Source organism: Gilliamella sp. wkB195 (assembly GCF_001690445.1).
GTDB classification, from domain to species: domain Bacteria; phylum Pseudomonadota; class Gammaproteobacteria; order Enterobacterales; family Orbaceae; genus Gilliamella; species Gilliamella apicola_E.
Map to the genome: position 1 here is coordinate 54,719 of NZ_LZGP01000038.1, position 12,985 is coordinate 67,703.

At 35.6% G+C, this 12,985-nt stretch carries 13 protein-coding genes; 3 read left to right on the forward strand and 10 right to left on the reverse strand.

All coding sequences use genetic code 11. The features are described 5' to 3' along the window. Positions 1-98 precede the first annotated feature (98 nt). The 5 genes from upp to A9G08_RS11245 form a co-directional block, all read right to left on the reverse strand. A complete protein-coding gene (gene upp / locus A9G08_RS11225; protein ID WP_065563803.1) occupies positions 99-725 on the reverse strand; it encodes a uracil phosphoribosyltransferase in 627 nt (208 codons plus the stop codon). 148 nt (positions 726-873) lie between these two features. Then, entirely contained in the window at positions 874-1,872 is a 999-nt protein-coding gene (gene gntR, locus A9G08_RS11230; RefSeq protein WP_065563804.1) for a gluconate operon transcriptional repressor GntR, read from the reverse strand. Next, positions 1,869-2,558, reverse strand: coding sequence for a uracil-DNA glycosylase (gene ung, locus A9G08_RS11235; RefSeq protein WP_065563805.1), 690 nt, complete (start codon positions 2,556-2,558; stop codon positions 1,869-1,871). Before ung ends, gntR begins: the two co-directional genes overlap by 4 nt. 95 nt (positions 2,559-2,653) lie before the next feature. Then, positions 2,654-3,793, reverse strand: coding sequence for a beta-galactosidase BglB (gene bglB, locus A9G08_RS11240; protein ID WP_065563806.1), 1,140 nt, complete (start codon positions 3,791-3,793; stop codon positions 2,654-2,656). Between the two features lie 38 nt (positions 3,794-3,831). Continuing rightward, on the reverse strand, positions 3,832-5,352 hold the full coding sequence (locus tag A9G08_RS11245; protein WP_065563847.1) for an MFS transporter: 1,521 nt from the start codon (positions 5,350-5,352) through the stop codon (positions 3,832-3,834). A 242-nt stretch (positions 5,353-5,594) separates the two neighbouring features. On the opposite strand from A9G08_RS11245, the gene A9G08_RS11250 reads away from it, so the two are divergent. Together A9G08_RS11250 and grcA are read left to right on the forward strand one after the other, a co-directional pair. Further along, positions 5,595-6,161, forward strand: coding sequence for a DJ-1/PfpI family protein (locus tag A9G08_RS11250; protein ID WP_065563807.1), 567 nt, complete (start codon positions 5,595-5,597; stop codon positions 6,159-6,161). Between the two features lie 167 nt (positions 6,162-6,328). Next, positions 6,329-6,712 carry an autonomous glycyl radical cofactor GrcA gene (gene grcA, locus A9G08_RS11255; protein ID WP_065563808.1) on the forward strand — a complete coding sequence of 128 codons (384 nt, stop codon included), beginning with the start codon at positions 6,329-6,331 and terminating at the stop codon, positions 6,710-6,712. A 198-nt stretch (positions 6,713-6,910) separates the two neighbouring features. On the opposite strand, the gene dnaJ is transcribed toward grcA, so the two are convergent. Continuing rightward, positions 6,911-8,047 (reverse strand): molecular chaperone DnaJ, encoded by a 1,137-nt coding sequence (dnaJ, locus tag A9G08_RS11260; protein ID WP_065563809.1) that lies wholly within the window; start codon positions 8,045-8,047, stop codon positions 6,911-6,913. A gap of 126 nt (positions 8,048-8,173) precedes the next feature. Beyond that, on the reverse strand, positions 8,174-10,075 hold the full coding sequence (gene dnaK, locus A9G08_RS11265; RefSeq protein WP_065563810.1) for a molecular chaperone DnaK: 1,902 nt from the start codon (positions 10,073-10,075) through the stop codon (positions 8,174-8,176). A gap of 228 nt (positions 10,076-10,303) precedes the next feature. On the opposite strand from dnaK, the gene satP reads away from it, so the two are divergent. After that, complete coding sequence (satP, locus tag A9G08_RS11270) at positions 10,304-10,876, forward strand: acetate uptake transporter (RefSeq protein ID WP_065563811.1); 573 nt, start codon at positions 10,304-10,306, stop codon at positions 10,874-10,876. 72 nt (positions 10,877-10,948) lie between these two features. On the opposite strand, the gene A9G08_RS11275 is transcribed toward satP, so the two are convergent. The 3 genes from A9G08_RS11275 to A9G08_RS11285 all read right to left on the reverse strand — a co-directional run bounded on the left by A9G08_RS11275 (position 10,949) and on the right by A9G08_RS11285 (position 12,974). Then, the gene (locus tag A9G08_RS11275; protein ID WP_141673982.1) at positions 10,949-11,890 is read right to left on the reverse strand and encodes a hypothetical protein; all 942 of its coding nucleotides are present in this window, start codon (positions 11,888-11,890) and stop codon (positions 10,949-10,951) included. A gap of 126 nt (positions 11,891-12,016) precedes the next feature. Continuing rightward, positions 12,017-12,460: a PTS sugar transporter subunit IIA gene (locus A9G08_RS11280; RefSeq protein ID WP_065563813.1), complete on the reverse strand. Its 444-nt coding sequence runs from the start codon at positions 12,458-12,460 to the stop codon at positions 12,017-12,019. A 16-nt stretch (positions 12,461-12,476) separates the two neighbouring features. Continuing rightward, positions 12,477-12,974 carry a PTS system mannose/fructose/N-acetylgalactosamine-transporter subunit IIB gene (locus tag A9G08_RS11285; RefSeq protein WP_065563814.1) on the reverse strand — a complete coding sequence of 166 codons (498 nt, stop codon included), beginning with the start codon at positions 12,972-12,974 and terminating at the stop codon, positions 12,477-12,479. Between the last annotated feature and the right edge of the window lie 11 nt (positions 12,975-12,985).

Genomic DNA, 12,985 nt, shown 5'->3' on the forward strand with positions numbered 1-12,985 from the left:
TTTGTCCTCTCTTATTCCACTTAATGTTAATCATCTCTATTTATATTCAAATAGTAAGCATAAAAAAACCGGTTAAAACCGGTCTAAAATTTGAGATTTTATTTGGTGCCGAATATTTTGTCTCCGGCGTCACCCAGTCCTGGTAATATGTAGCCCTTTTCGTTCAATCGTTCATCGATTGATGCGGTATAAAGCTCTACATCTGGGTGTGCTTGTTCTAATACTTTGATTCCTTCTGGCGCAGCAACTAATACCAGTACTTTGATATTTTTACATCCCGCTTTTTTAAGCAGATCAATAGTTGCAACCATTGATCCACCGGTAGCAAGCATTGGATCAACGACTAATGCCATTCGCTCTTCAATATCAGAAGTTAGTTTTTGGAAATAAGGGACCGGTTCGAGTGTTTCTTCGTTACGATAAAAACCAACAACACTAATTCTTGCGCTAGGTATGTGTTCTAAGACACCATCCATCATTCCTAAACCAGCACGTAAAATAGGCACAACGGTGATTTTTTTACCTTTGATTTGTTCTACTTCAACAGGTCCACACCAACCTTGAATTGTGACTTTTTCAGTCGGTAAATTGGCTGTCGCTTCATAAGTTAATAAGCTACCAACTTCACTAGCAAGGTCTCGGAAATCTTTTGTGCTAATATCGTGTTCACGCATTAAGCCGATTTTATGGCGAACTAGAGGGTGTTTTACTTCAACAATTTTCATGGGGGCCTCAGTGTTATTTTTCGATGATCTAATTAGTAGGTATAAATAACCACTGAGAGGTAATTATAGCAGAGTTATCAATTCATGAAAACCCGAAATCCCAATAAAGGCATTATTATTGATGATGTGAATACTCGCTTTTCATTTTTTATAAGCTTTCACCTTCGAGGTATTCAACCGGTAAGTCAATAACCTTTTGCTCGACCTTTTCACCATTGATACGTTTTAGTAGTAATTCGGCAGCAATTTTGCCCATTTCGATTCTTGGGGTTTGGATTGAGGCTAGCTTCGGATTCATATATTGACCAATTTTATGACCATGGAATCCAACTATGGCTATCTGTTTCGGTATTTCAATGCCAATGCGTTGACATTCAAGTAGTACGCCTAGCGCCAAATCATCATTAGTACTAAATATACCATCGACACTTGGGTACTCTTTTAGTATTTGGTGTAAAAATCTTGCGCCTAGTTCATAGGATGAGGCTTCTTTGGTTGCTAATGTTTTAGGGGTTAATCCTGCCTCTTGCATGGCTTTTTCATAACCTTGCTGCCGTATGATACTTCGCTGATCTTGCCTTGCACTGAAGTAGACTATGTTGCGTCGCCCTTTCTCTATCATGTGGTGAATCATATTTTTGGTAGCAGTGAAGTTATCAAAGCCAACCGCCATGTCGATGCAGGGTGAGACACTGTCCATAATTTCAACGACAGGTACGCCAGATATTTCGATCATTTTGAGCGTAGCCGGATTGTGTATTCTTTCGGTTAATATTAGTCCATCGATGTTGTAAGAGAGTAATGAACGAACCCGTAGCTCTTCTTTATCCGCACTGTATCCGGTGTGGGTGATCATGGTTTGGTACCCTTTTACATCAGTAACCATTTCGATACCTTTTAAAATATCAGCAAAGACTTGGTTAGTTAATGAGGGTAATACCACTCCAATAGCATAACTTTTGGCATTAGATAGCATGTCAGGCGCTTTGTTTGGAATATAGCCTAATTTATCAATAGCCGATGAGATTTTTAACTGAAGTGATTCTGATACTAGGTTGGGATCTCGCAAAAAGCGACTAACTGTCATTTTGCTGATGCCGATTAAGTTGGCGATTTCTTGTAAGCCAGGGCGACGTTTTTTACTCATTGTTTATTTTCCGGTAATCTTGGTTGCCAATCGATTGGTGTTTTACCATGCTGTGTAATGATCGCATTTGCTTTTGAGAAGTGTTTACATCCAAAAAAGCCACGATGTGCAGATAATGGCGATGGGTGTACGGCGGTTAATACATGATGTTTTTGACGATCAATAAATTGACCTTTCTTCTGAGCCGGCGAGCCCCAAAGTAAAAATACCACGCCTTCCAAATGTTTATCGATCGCAGCAATAACATGATCGGTAAAGGTTTCCCAACCTATTTTGGCATGAGAGTGGGCCTGACCAGCTTCAACCGTTAATACGTTGTTAAGGAGTAGTACGCCTTGAGTTGCCCAGTAACCTAAGTAACCATGATTTGGAATAGTAAATCCGTCAATATCCGTTGAGAGTTCTTTATAGATGTTGAGTAGTGATGGCGGTGGTTTGATTCCCGGTAATACAGAAAAGGATAAACCATGAGCTTGGTTTGGGCCATGATAAGGGTCCTGCCCTAGAATTACCACTTTGATGTTATTAAATTCAGTGAAACGAAATGCATTAAACACATCGCGCTGAAGAGGATAAATGGTTTTACCTTCAGCGCGTTGTGTGGCAACAAATTGCATTATATGTTGAAAATAGGGCTTCTCTTTTTCAGAGCCAATAACATCGTTCCAGATTAATTGATTACTCATATTTTACCTTTACTATTATTTTATCTGGTACTGCATTGATAATAATTATACCTAAAAATAATAATAAACCTAATGCTAATCAATGCTGGATGATATTAAATGAACACTCTTAAATATTCAGTTAAACACAAAATTGCCATGGATTGACCATATGGCATCGATGTTAATGGTATTTGTTTGTAATATGCTAAGTCGCTGCCCATTGCAGTGCCAAATGAAACATTGAGTAGTGTTCCGTTGTCATCTATGTTTGTTAATATTCCTTTAATTGCTTTTTCTGCCATTACTGTATATTCATCAGAGATATAACGTTTTCTTATCGATTTTAAAATACCATAGGCAAATCCAGCGGTTGCCGATGCTTCTAAGTAGGAATCTGGATCATCGATGATTGTGTGCCATAACCCATTTTCATTTTGGTATTTAGCCAATGCCTGAATTTGGGCATTTAGTACTTCAATTAGTAGTTTTCGAAATGGATCATTTTGATCAAGATCAAGTAGTTCAATAAATTCCGGAATGACGATGGTTAACCAGCTGTTTCCCCTTGCCCATCTGGCTTTGGCAAAGTTATGGTTGCCGTCAAAAGTCCATCCATGAAACCAAAGCCCAGTTTGGCGATCCATTAGATATTGGATGTGAATCAGTATTTGGTAAATGGCTTCTTGTATATATTCTGGTCTATTGAGTAATTTACCGATTTTGGCGATAGGTAATACACTCATCATGAGCGTGTCATCCCAAAGTTGTTGGTGATTTTCATTGTTGTAGACAATATGTTGTAAACCGCCAAATTTCGTTCTTGGCATTTCATACATTACCCAGTCAGCCCAACGTTCTAAATATGGTAGAAAAACAGGGTTTTTGGTTTCTTCATATCGATAGGCTAACGTTAGAAATGGACAAACCGTATTCACATTTTTGGTTGGTGTTCCTTCTGATAAGCGCTGTGTAAACCAGTCGTCAATAATGTCGAGCGTCGGTTTGTCGCCTGTTTGTTGATAAAATTGATACATACCATAAAGTCCAATGCCATGAGTCCATTCCCAGCCATTCCAACCTTTAGTGTCTATTACACGTCCATCATCTAAGCGTAATAGAAATTCACCGGTTTCATCTTTGATATTAATTAGATTATTAATAATTTTATGTATCAGTTGTTTTAATTCAGAACGTGAAATTATATATTCAGGTTTACAAAGTAATTTGCTATGTTTTACAGGAAATATCTGCATTTTGTACCTCTACTAATCATTAAATTTGAATTCTTTTTTTATTTATTTTTATAACCTATATTGTTATTTCCCCAGAGCTGGGAAACCGGCATACCAGTTAACATTTCTACAACCGGTTTGCCTTCATCACTAATTCGTCTTTCAGAACTTGTTCCAATACCTTTTATGTTATTAATTTCATTGATTAAAATATTGTGAGTGGTTAGATTTAATTTGAATTTTAACGAAATGAAAAATCCTAATGAGAGAACGAATATTGTTCCAATCACTAATAAGAATAAGATAGTTAGCGAGACTTGTTCTGGTTGCTGATTTTGGCCACTCACAAAGCCCGACCATTGTAAACATACACCAATCAACATTACTGCTCCCGCTTGTGAAGCTTTTCGGGTAAATGTCATTACGCCGGCAAAAATACCTTCTCGGCGTTTGCCGGTAATAATTTCATCAACATCTGAAATATAAGTGTAGATATTCCAAGGTACGTAGTTGATACCACCTCGACCTAATCCAGCTATTGCGGAGATGGTAACAAGTAAAGTGTGAATGTGGCTTAAGTTGTAATACCAAATGATGCCATAAGAGAGGCAACTTAAGCCAAAGATAGTTACGACAGCTCGGTATGCCGGCGCTGGACCATATTTTATGCATAATGGCATCATACAAAGTACAGCAACAAATTGGGTGATAGACATGGTTCCAATTAGCATTGAAGCAACGGTTGGCTCTTGTAATAGAACGAAAATTACATAATAGGTAAAGACGGCGTTAAATACATCCTGAGCAATATATCCACCAAGATACATGCCTAAATGCTGTCTGAAGATTTTTATTTTGAAGGTGGATAATAATTCGATAACCAAATGACGGATACTTTCTTTAAATGATAATGAAGCAGCTCGTTGTTCTGCTTGTAAAGCCTCTTTCGATTTTAGTTCATTTGGTCTTTCCCATGTAAATAGGTATACCATGCAAAGGGCAAAAGAACATAGTATTGAGAAGACTAAACTTGCATAGAAGAATGATATTGCATTATCTTTACCAAAATAGTTGAGTAAAATCCCCGGTAAGAACCCGGCTAATATTGCCGATAATTGTGCCATTGAAATTCGTGCACCGGAAAATTTGGTTTTTTGTTTAAAATCATCGGTCATTTCAGGAACTAATGTTTCGTATGGAACAAGCACCATGGTGTAGACCATGTCAAAGAAGAGGTAGGTAATTAAGTAGTAGAGATAATTCATACCAGGTGCCCACATTACGCTATAGCTAAATATGAGTGGAATACCAAGTAAGATAAAAAATTTACGACGACCAAAACGTTTACCTAATCGAGTTCGGCCAAAGTTATCCGTTAAATAACCCATCAATGGGCTAATCACTGCATCAAGAACCCTTGCTGCCGCAAAAATAAATGTGGCTTCGATAGGCGTTAGTCCACAAAAATTTGTATAAAAATATAATAACCACACAGCAGTCAATGCTGTTGTTCCCGCACCTAAAAAATCACCAGCGCCATAAGCTAAGTAATTTTTTAAACCTATCACTCTCTTTTTCATATTTGCCCCACTCATTTTTCCTTATTTCAAAAAATAAATATCCTTTTCACATTCTTTAGCTAGTCTATGGTGGGTGCTTTTCTTAAACTTTAATATATATGCCAACTTTTTATAAAAATGGCAAAATTTTGAAAGTCGATGTGATTTTGTTCACATATATCTTATTTTTATAAAATAATTTTTATTTGATAAAAAAATTTATGAAACAATGATTCAAATTTCAATCATTATTATGAGTATTTATGATGAAGATCCCAAAAGTAGCCATTTTATTAGCTGAAGGTTTTGAAGAAGCTGAAGCCATTATTATCTATAACGCACTTTGCCGAGTAAAAATAGCCGTTCATCTATTAGCCTGCCAAGATGATATTGAGGTGAAAAGTTATCATGGTGTTGAAATAAGAGCTCATGCATTGCTTAAGGATAAACAAACAACGCTATACGAAGCAGTGATTTTACCGGGTGGGCCAGATGGCACAGTTAATTTAGGCAATAATCCCAATGTGATTGATTTTATTAAACGCCACGATAAGGAAAATAAGTGGATTTGCCCGATTTGCTCGGCAGCAGCAAAAGTTTTGAGTAAGAATAAGCTATTAAATGGTCGGAAATATGTCTGTTCTGGTGATTTATATAAAAATGTTCAAGATGGGAGCTTTGTTGATCAAGATGTTGTCTGTGACGGAAATCTTTTGAGTGGTAAAGGGCTGGGTATGGCATTTAAATTCGCTTTTACACTAGCAGAATCGTTAAAAATAGATAAAGATGAAGTTCACTTTCAAGCCGAACATATTTATATCAATTATTAACCTCCCAATATAATTGAAGTTTATACCTTATTAATTGCTAAAAAGCTAATCAACGGTAAAACTTATCAGATTAATAGCTTTTTTTGATTTTAATCAAATTTTGAAAGTGCTATATTAGTCTCAATAGTTTAGGACAATAACGTCCAGATCCATTAGGAGGATTTAAAATGATTACAGGTATCCAAATTACTAAAGCTGATAATAAAGCACTACTTAACTCATTCTGGTTATTAGATGATTCAACAAAAGAAGCTCGTTGTGTTGCTGCAAAATCAGTTTATAAAGAAGATCAAGTTGTCCCAACTGCTGAACTTGGTCAAATCGAATATCGTGAAATTCCATTAGATGTAGCACCAACAATTAAAGTTGAAGGTGGTCAACACTTAAATGTGAACGTTCTTCGTCGTGAGACTTTAGAAGACGCTGTTCAACATCCAGAAAAATATCCACAATTAACTATTCGTGTTTCTGGTTATGCTGTTCGTTTTAACTCGTTAACAGCTGAACAACAACGCGATGTTATTGCTCGTACTTTTACAACTAAAATCTAAGTTTCTTATTTGACAATAAGTTTCGCCCAGCTTTATGCTGGGTTTTTTTTACTTTTAATTTAGGTTTTATTCACCCAAGTTAACTACTGCGCCGGGTCAAATTTACATTTAATATTTACAGATACATTTAGTCTTGTTTGAGTGTCAAAAAAATAGCGAAGTAGGAAACCCTGCTTCGCTATTAAGTGATAATTGATTTTATCCAAAAAACTTTTTCACTTTATCAAAAAAGCTTTTTTCTTTTGGGCTGTGTTTTGAGTTTTTGTCCGCTTTGAAACTTTCACCCAATTCTTTTAGTAACTCTTTTTGTTTGCCAGTTAAGTTTACTGGGGTTTCAACCACTACGTGGCAGTATAGATCACCTACTGCGCTACCGCGTAATGATTTAATTCCTTTTCCACGCAATCTGAACATTTTACCTGTTTGAGTTTCAGCTGGTATGGTTAAGCTGACTTTACCATTTAGTGTTGGTACTTCAACTTCACCACCAAGTGATGCTAAAACAATGTTAATTGGAATTTCACAATGTAAGTTTGTACCATCACGTTCAAAGATTGCATGTGGTTTTACTTGTACCTGAACGTATAAATCTCCAGCTGGGGCGCCATTAAGTCCCGCTTCACCCTCGCCTGAAAGTCGAATACGGTTTCCGGTATCCACGCCAGCAGGGATGGTAACAGATAGTGTTTTCGTTTTCTGAATACGTCCTTCACCATGACATTTTTTACATGGATTTTTAACGATTTTTCCACGACCGTGACAGGTTGGACACTCTTGCTGTACAGCAAAGAAGCCTTGTCGCATTTGTACAACACCAGCGCCATGACATGTATCACACGTTACGACATCAGATGATTTTTCTGTTCCTTGTCCATGACATACATCACAAGTTACCCATGTTGGTACTTTTATCTCTTTACTTACGCCACTTGCTGCTTCTTCTAGCGTTAATGAGATGTTGTATTGTAAATCATCGCCTCGTGACGCGGTTTGACCTCGTCCTCGTCCACCACCGAAGAAATCACTGAAGATATCATCAAATGCAGAACCTCCACCAAAACCACCAAATCCGCCGAAGCCACCGCCTCCAGCACCACCTTGACCTTGTTCAAAAGCAGCATGTCCATACTGATCATAAGCGGCTTTCTTTTGTGGATCGGTTAAGATTTCATAAGCTTCTTTGACTTCTTTGAATTTCGCTTCAGCTTCTGCTTTATTATCCTGATTTTTATCCGGATGATATTTCATGGCTAGGCGTTTGTAGGCTTTTTTTATCTCAGCTTCAGTAGCACTTTTACTTACGCCTAATGTTTCATAATAATCTTTCTTCGCCATAATTAACCTTTAACTTTAATCATTATATAAACAACTAAACGGGCTTGAGTTACCTCGCGCCCGTTTAATGTTTTACATGTTTAAAACTCGTTGAAATAACTCATTAAAAAACATATTAGTTAATGCTTATTTTTTCTCATCATCAACTTCTTTGAAGTCCGCATCAACGACATCATCAGCAGAGTTTGCGCTATTTGCTTGGCTTGCAGATTGATCAGCTTGAGCTAACTCAAGTAATTTTTTTGAAGCTTCCATTAATGCATTAATTTTAGCTTCGATTTCTGCTTTATCTTCACCGCGTGCAGCATTTTCTAAATCACTCACGGCGCTTTCGATAGCGGTTTTGTCATCAGCTGATAATTGATCGCCAGCTTCAGTCACTTGTTTACGAGTTGAGTGAACAAGATGATCAGCTTGGTTACGAATTTGAGCTAATTCTTCAAATTTACGGTCAGCATCAGCATTTGCTTCTGCATCATTTACCATTTTTTGGATCTCTTCTTCACTTAATCCTGAAGAAGCTTTAATGGTAATGTTTTGTTCACGACCAGTATTTTTATCTTTTGCTGATACATGCAATATACCATCAGCATCGATATCAAATGTTACTTCAATTTGTGGCATACCGCGTGGTGCAGCTTGAATTCCATCAAGGTTAAATTGACCTAATGATTTGTTATCACTTGCACGTTTACGTTCACCTTGTAACACATGAATGGTTACCGCAGATTGATTATCTTCAGCAGTTGAGAACACTTGACTATGTTTAGTTGGAATAGTTGTGTTTTTCTCAATCAAGGTAGTCATTACACCACCCATTGTTTCAATACCTAATGATAATGGTGTTACGTCAAGTAATAATACATCTTTAACATCACCACCTAATACACCACCTTGTACCGCAGCACCTACTGCTACTGCTTCGTCAGGGTTAACGTCTTTACGTGGTTCTTTGCCAAAGAAGTCTGCAACGGCTTTTTGTACCATTGGCATACGTGTTTGACCACCAACTAAAATCACATCTTTAATATCAGAAACAGTAAGACCTGCATCTTTTAATGCTGTTTTAACTGGTTCCATTGAGCGTTTAACTAAATCTTCAACTAATGATTCAAGTTTAGCGCGAGTCACTTTGATATTTAAGTGTTTTGGTCCAGTTGCATCAGCAGTGATATATGGTAAGTTAATATCAGTTTGTTGTGCTGATGATAATTCAATTTTCGCTTTTTCAGCTGCTTCTTTTAAACGTTGCATTGCAAGTGGATCATTTTTAAGATCGAATCCTTGTTCACGTTTAAATTCATCAACTAAATAGTTAATTAAACGAGAGTCAAAGTCTTCACCACCTAAGTGAGTATCACCATTAGTTGCTAATACTTCGAATGTTTTTTCACCATCAACATCATCAATTTCGATAATTGAGATATCAAATGTACCACCACCAAGGTCATAAACTGCAATGGTGCGGTTACCGACATCTTTATCTAAACCATACGCTAATGCTGCTGCTGTTGGTTCGTTGATAATACGTTTAACATCTAAACCAGCAATACGACCAGCATCTTTAGTTGCTTGACGTTGTGCGTCATTAAAATAAGCAGGAACAGTAATTACTGCTTCAGTTACTGGCTCACCAAGATAATCTTCTGCTGTTTTTTTCATTTTCTTCAATACTTCAGCAGAAATTTGTGGTGGAGCAATTTTTTGGCCTTTAACATCAACCCATGCATCGCCATTGTCTGCTTTAACAATTTTATATGGCATGATGCCAACATCACGTTGTACTTCAGCGTCTTCATAACGACGACCGATTAAACGTTTAATCGCAAATAATGTATTTTGTGGATTGGTTACTGCTTGGCGTTTAGCTGGTTGACCAACTAGAATTTCGCCATCTTGTGTGTAAGCAATAATCGATGGGGTTGTGCGATCACCCTCGGCATTTTCTAATACTTTTGCTTGGCCGTTATCCATTACTGCAACACATGAATTTGTTGTACCTAAGTCGATACCAATAATTTTACCCATAATCGTTTCTCCTCAAACCTGTATTTTATTCTTTGTATATAAGTCTTAAATATTTAATTTCAAGTCCTTATTTTGACAAAGATATGTAATTGTTTTCACATAAATGGGAACAATATTTTTAATATCAAGGGGCAAAATAAATTATTTTTTCTTAAATCTTGATTATAGACCTCTCTACACTTATTATTGCCGCCTTTTTTATTATGAGAATTAATTTATAGGATCTTTATGGAACAAACTAAATTAGCCAACCCTAGTCCTCTCGGCTTAATGGGTTTTGGTATGACGACAATTTTATTAAATATTCATAACGCAGGTTTTTTTCCTGTCATGACGGCCATTGTGTCAATGGGTATTTTTTATGGAGGACTGGCACAGGTGATCGCTGGAATTTTAGAATTTTGTAAAGGTAATACTTTTGGTACTACAGCGTTTACTTCATATGGTTTCTTTTGGATCGCTCTTGTTGGTATTTGGTATTTACCGACATCACCAGCAACAGCACCAACTGATGCAACTTTTGTGGGTATCTTCCTGGCATTATGGGGAATTTTTACCGCATTTATGTTTATCGGTACTTTAAAAGGTAATCGAGTATTACAATTTGTTTTTGCAAGTTTAACTGTTTTATTTGCTTTATTAGCAATTGGTAACATTTGTGGTAACCATGACATCATTCATATTGCCGGTTTTGAGGGTATTATTTGCGGTGCCAGTGCTATTTATTTAGCGATGGCTGAAGTGCTTAATGAACAATATGGACGTACAATTTTACCAGTTGGTGCAAAATCTCAGCATTGATAAGAACATCACATCTACTAACAAAATTGGTAGATGTGATTTTTTTGAAAAGGAAAATAAAAAATCTAGCTTTTAATTTTTATTTGAATTTATCAATGACTTACATACATTTAAAAGAGACTGGGTATGTTTATTTATTGTTTCTTCAGATAAATGATTATCTTTTGAGCTAAAAGCGTTATTTATCATAATTTTACCACTGTTATCCATTGTTCCCGATGTCATCATAATGTAATTTGGAAATTGGATATCCATTGTTCCTTGTTTAAAAACAATATTTTCTAAATGAATGTTTGACTCTTCAGGTTTTAAATAAATCAATTCATCACCATTTCCAATGCTATCAATAAATATGAATTTTTTATTTTTCAATTGTTTTGCATAGCTTTCCAGCATCTTTAGGCCATATTGTCCATTATTACCATCATCATATAAAACAAAAGCAATTTTCTTCTTTTCTTTTTTATCTAATTTATTAATTAAATTGATAATTGTAATAATACTTGAAGAGTTACAAACAAAATTCTTTTGATTCGGAATGCCACTTTTGTATTTCAAAATAATAAAAAATAATAAAATAGTCGAAACAATAGATGATATGCCGGGAAGACTAAAAAAACCCTGCGACTGAATTTTTGGTATGAACACCCAGTAATTTAATACCAATGAGGTGATGAATAAGAAAATAATTGGCGAAATACTTATAAAATAGCCTAATTTACTAAAGTGAGGCGTGAATGCATATTTTTTATTAAAATTAAAATTTTTAATACCAGTATCATAATAGGTACAAATGATTAATTCAGCTTGATCTAAATTACCAATATAAGCGTTGTAATAATTTTCATACCGTCTTGTTGCTAACTTTAATTTTGCTAATTTAGCATCAACTATATAGCCCAATTGAGTAAGTTCTTTAGATATCACTCTTAAAAAAGTGATTTTTTCTTTAGACGTAAATCTTTTGCCAAAAATGACACAGTATCTTAGTACAAGGTCTTTAAATTTATCCATTTTTAATAATTATTTTAATTTAGAAAAACTGTTAGTGCGATATTAGTCACACTAACAGCGAAACAAATAGATAATATTAAAATAATGATTATCAAATAATATTATCTATAGAAGATGTTAGTTTAATCAATAATCATCTTCATTTTGAGATTGGGAGAAATTAGCCATATTGCTAATCGCTTCTTGGATATTCTCATGTCCAGTTTCAACACACTCTTTTGCCAAATTAAGTAGTGATAATGAATCTCTATTACATACAGCATTAATTACCATTGGCAAGTTCATACCGGTAATGACGCGGACATTCATACCTAATTTTTCCCATTCTGGCAAACATCGCATTGATGCGTTATAAGGCGAGGCACCCAATAAATCAACAAAAATTAAGACACCTTGCCCTGAGTCTAGAGATTTTGAACAATCAAATAAATTATCTTTTAATTGTTCAATATCTTGTCCTGGATTGAGTGATAGTGATTCAAATTTATCTTGTTCTCCAACAATCATTGATACACTATCTTTAATCCCTTCAGCCATTTTGCCATGACTAACTAATAAAACACCTATCATATTTTCGATACCTATATTATTCAAACATCTTAATCGCTTCGTTTAATGTGACTTTTTTCAACGAAGGCGTCGCTTGAAAATAGATATCCATGTTAGGGAAGCTGTTTTGTAAATCGATTAGTAAATCAAGTTGTTCTTTATTAATCGATACTTCTTTAATTATTGAAGTTGCTCCTGGTACTAGCGGTAAACCTCCAATATTAAGATTAGTTATTGGCACACCCGCTTTAATGATTTTATACATAACTTCTATATTTTTTGTTATCAAAATAACATTAAAATCATCATACTGGCGATCATTCCAATATCTTACCGCGCCATCTTCTTTTAATACTCTTATTTTGTGTCCTGTACTTGCCCCAGCACCTAATATAATATTTTTAGTAAATTCATCATTTGCTGAGTAATCATCGGCTACAAATAACGCATTTGCTCCAGCTGCTTTAGAGACATTAGTTGCAACTTGACCATGAATAAGGCGGCTATCTACACGCGCTAACACTACTTTTCCCATAATTTAACCTC

Coding starts and splice junctions, on each gene's coding strand:
- upp (WP_065563803.1), bottom strand. CDS start 725: ATGAAAATTGTTGAAGTAAAACACCCTCTAGTTCGCCATAAAATCGGC.
- gntR (WP_065563804.1), bottom strand. CDS start 1,872: ATGAGTAAAAAACGTCGCCCTGGCTTACAAGAAATCGCCAACTTAATC.
- ung (WP_065563805.1), bottom strand. CDS start 2,558: ATGAGTAATCAATTAATCTGGAACGATGTTATTGGCTCTGAAAAAGAG.
- bglB (WP_065563806.1), bottom strand. CDS start 3,793: ATGCAGATATTTCCTGTAAAACATAGCAAATTACTTTGTAAACCTGAA.
- A9G08_RS11245 (WP_065563847.1), bottom strand. CDS start 5,352: ATGAAAAAGAGAGTGATAGGTTTAAAAAATTACTTAGCTTATGGCGCT.
- A9G08_RS11250 (WP_065563807.1), top strand. CDS start 5,595: ATGATGAAGATCCCAAAAGTAGCCATTTTATTAGCTGAAGGTTTTGAA.
- grcA (WP_065563808.1), top strand. CDS start 6,329: ATGATTACAGGTATCCAAATTACTAAAGCTGATAATAAAGCACTACTT.
- dnaJ (WP_065563809.1), bottom strand. CDS start 8,047: ATGGCGAAGAAAGATTATTATGAAACATTAGGCGTAAGTAAAAGTGCT.
- dnaK (WP_065563810.1), bottom strand. CDS start 10,075: ATGGGTAAAATTATTGGTATCGACTTAGGTACAACAAATTCATGTGTT.
- satP (WP_065563811.1), top strand. CDS start 10,304: ATGGAACAAACTAAATTAGCCAACCCTAGTCCTCTCGGCTTAATGGGT.
- A9G08_RS11275 (WP_141673982.1), bottom strand. CDS start 11,890: ATGGATAAATTTAAAGACCTTGTACTAAGATACTGTGTCATTTTTGGC.
- A9G08_RS11280 (WP_065563813.1), bottom strand. CDS start 12,460: ATGATAGGTGTTTTATTAGTTAGTCATGGCAAAATGGCTGAAGGGATT.
- A9G08_RS11285 (WP_065563814.1), bottom strand. CDS start 12,974: ATGGGAAAAGTAGTGTTAGCGCGTGTAGATAGCCGCCTTATTCATGGT.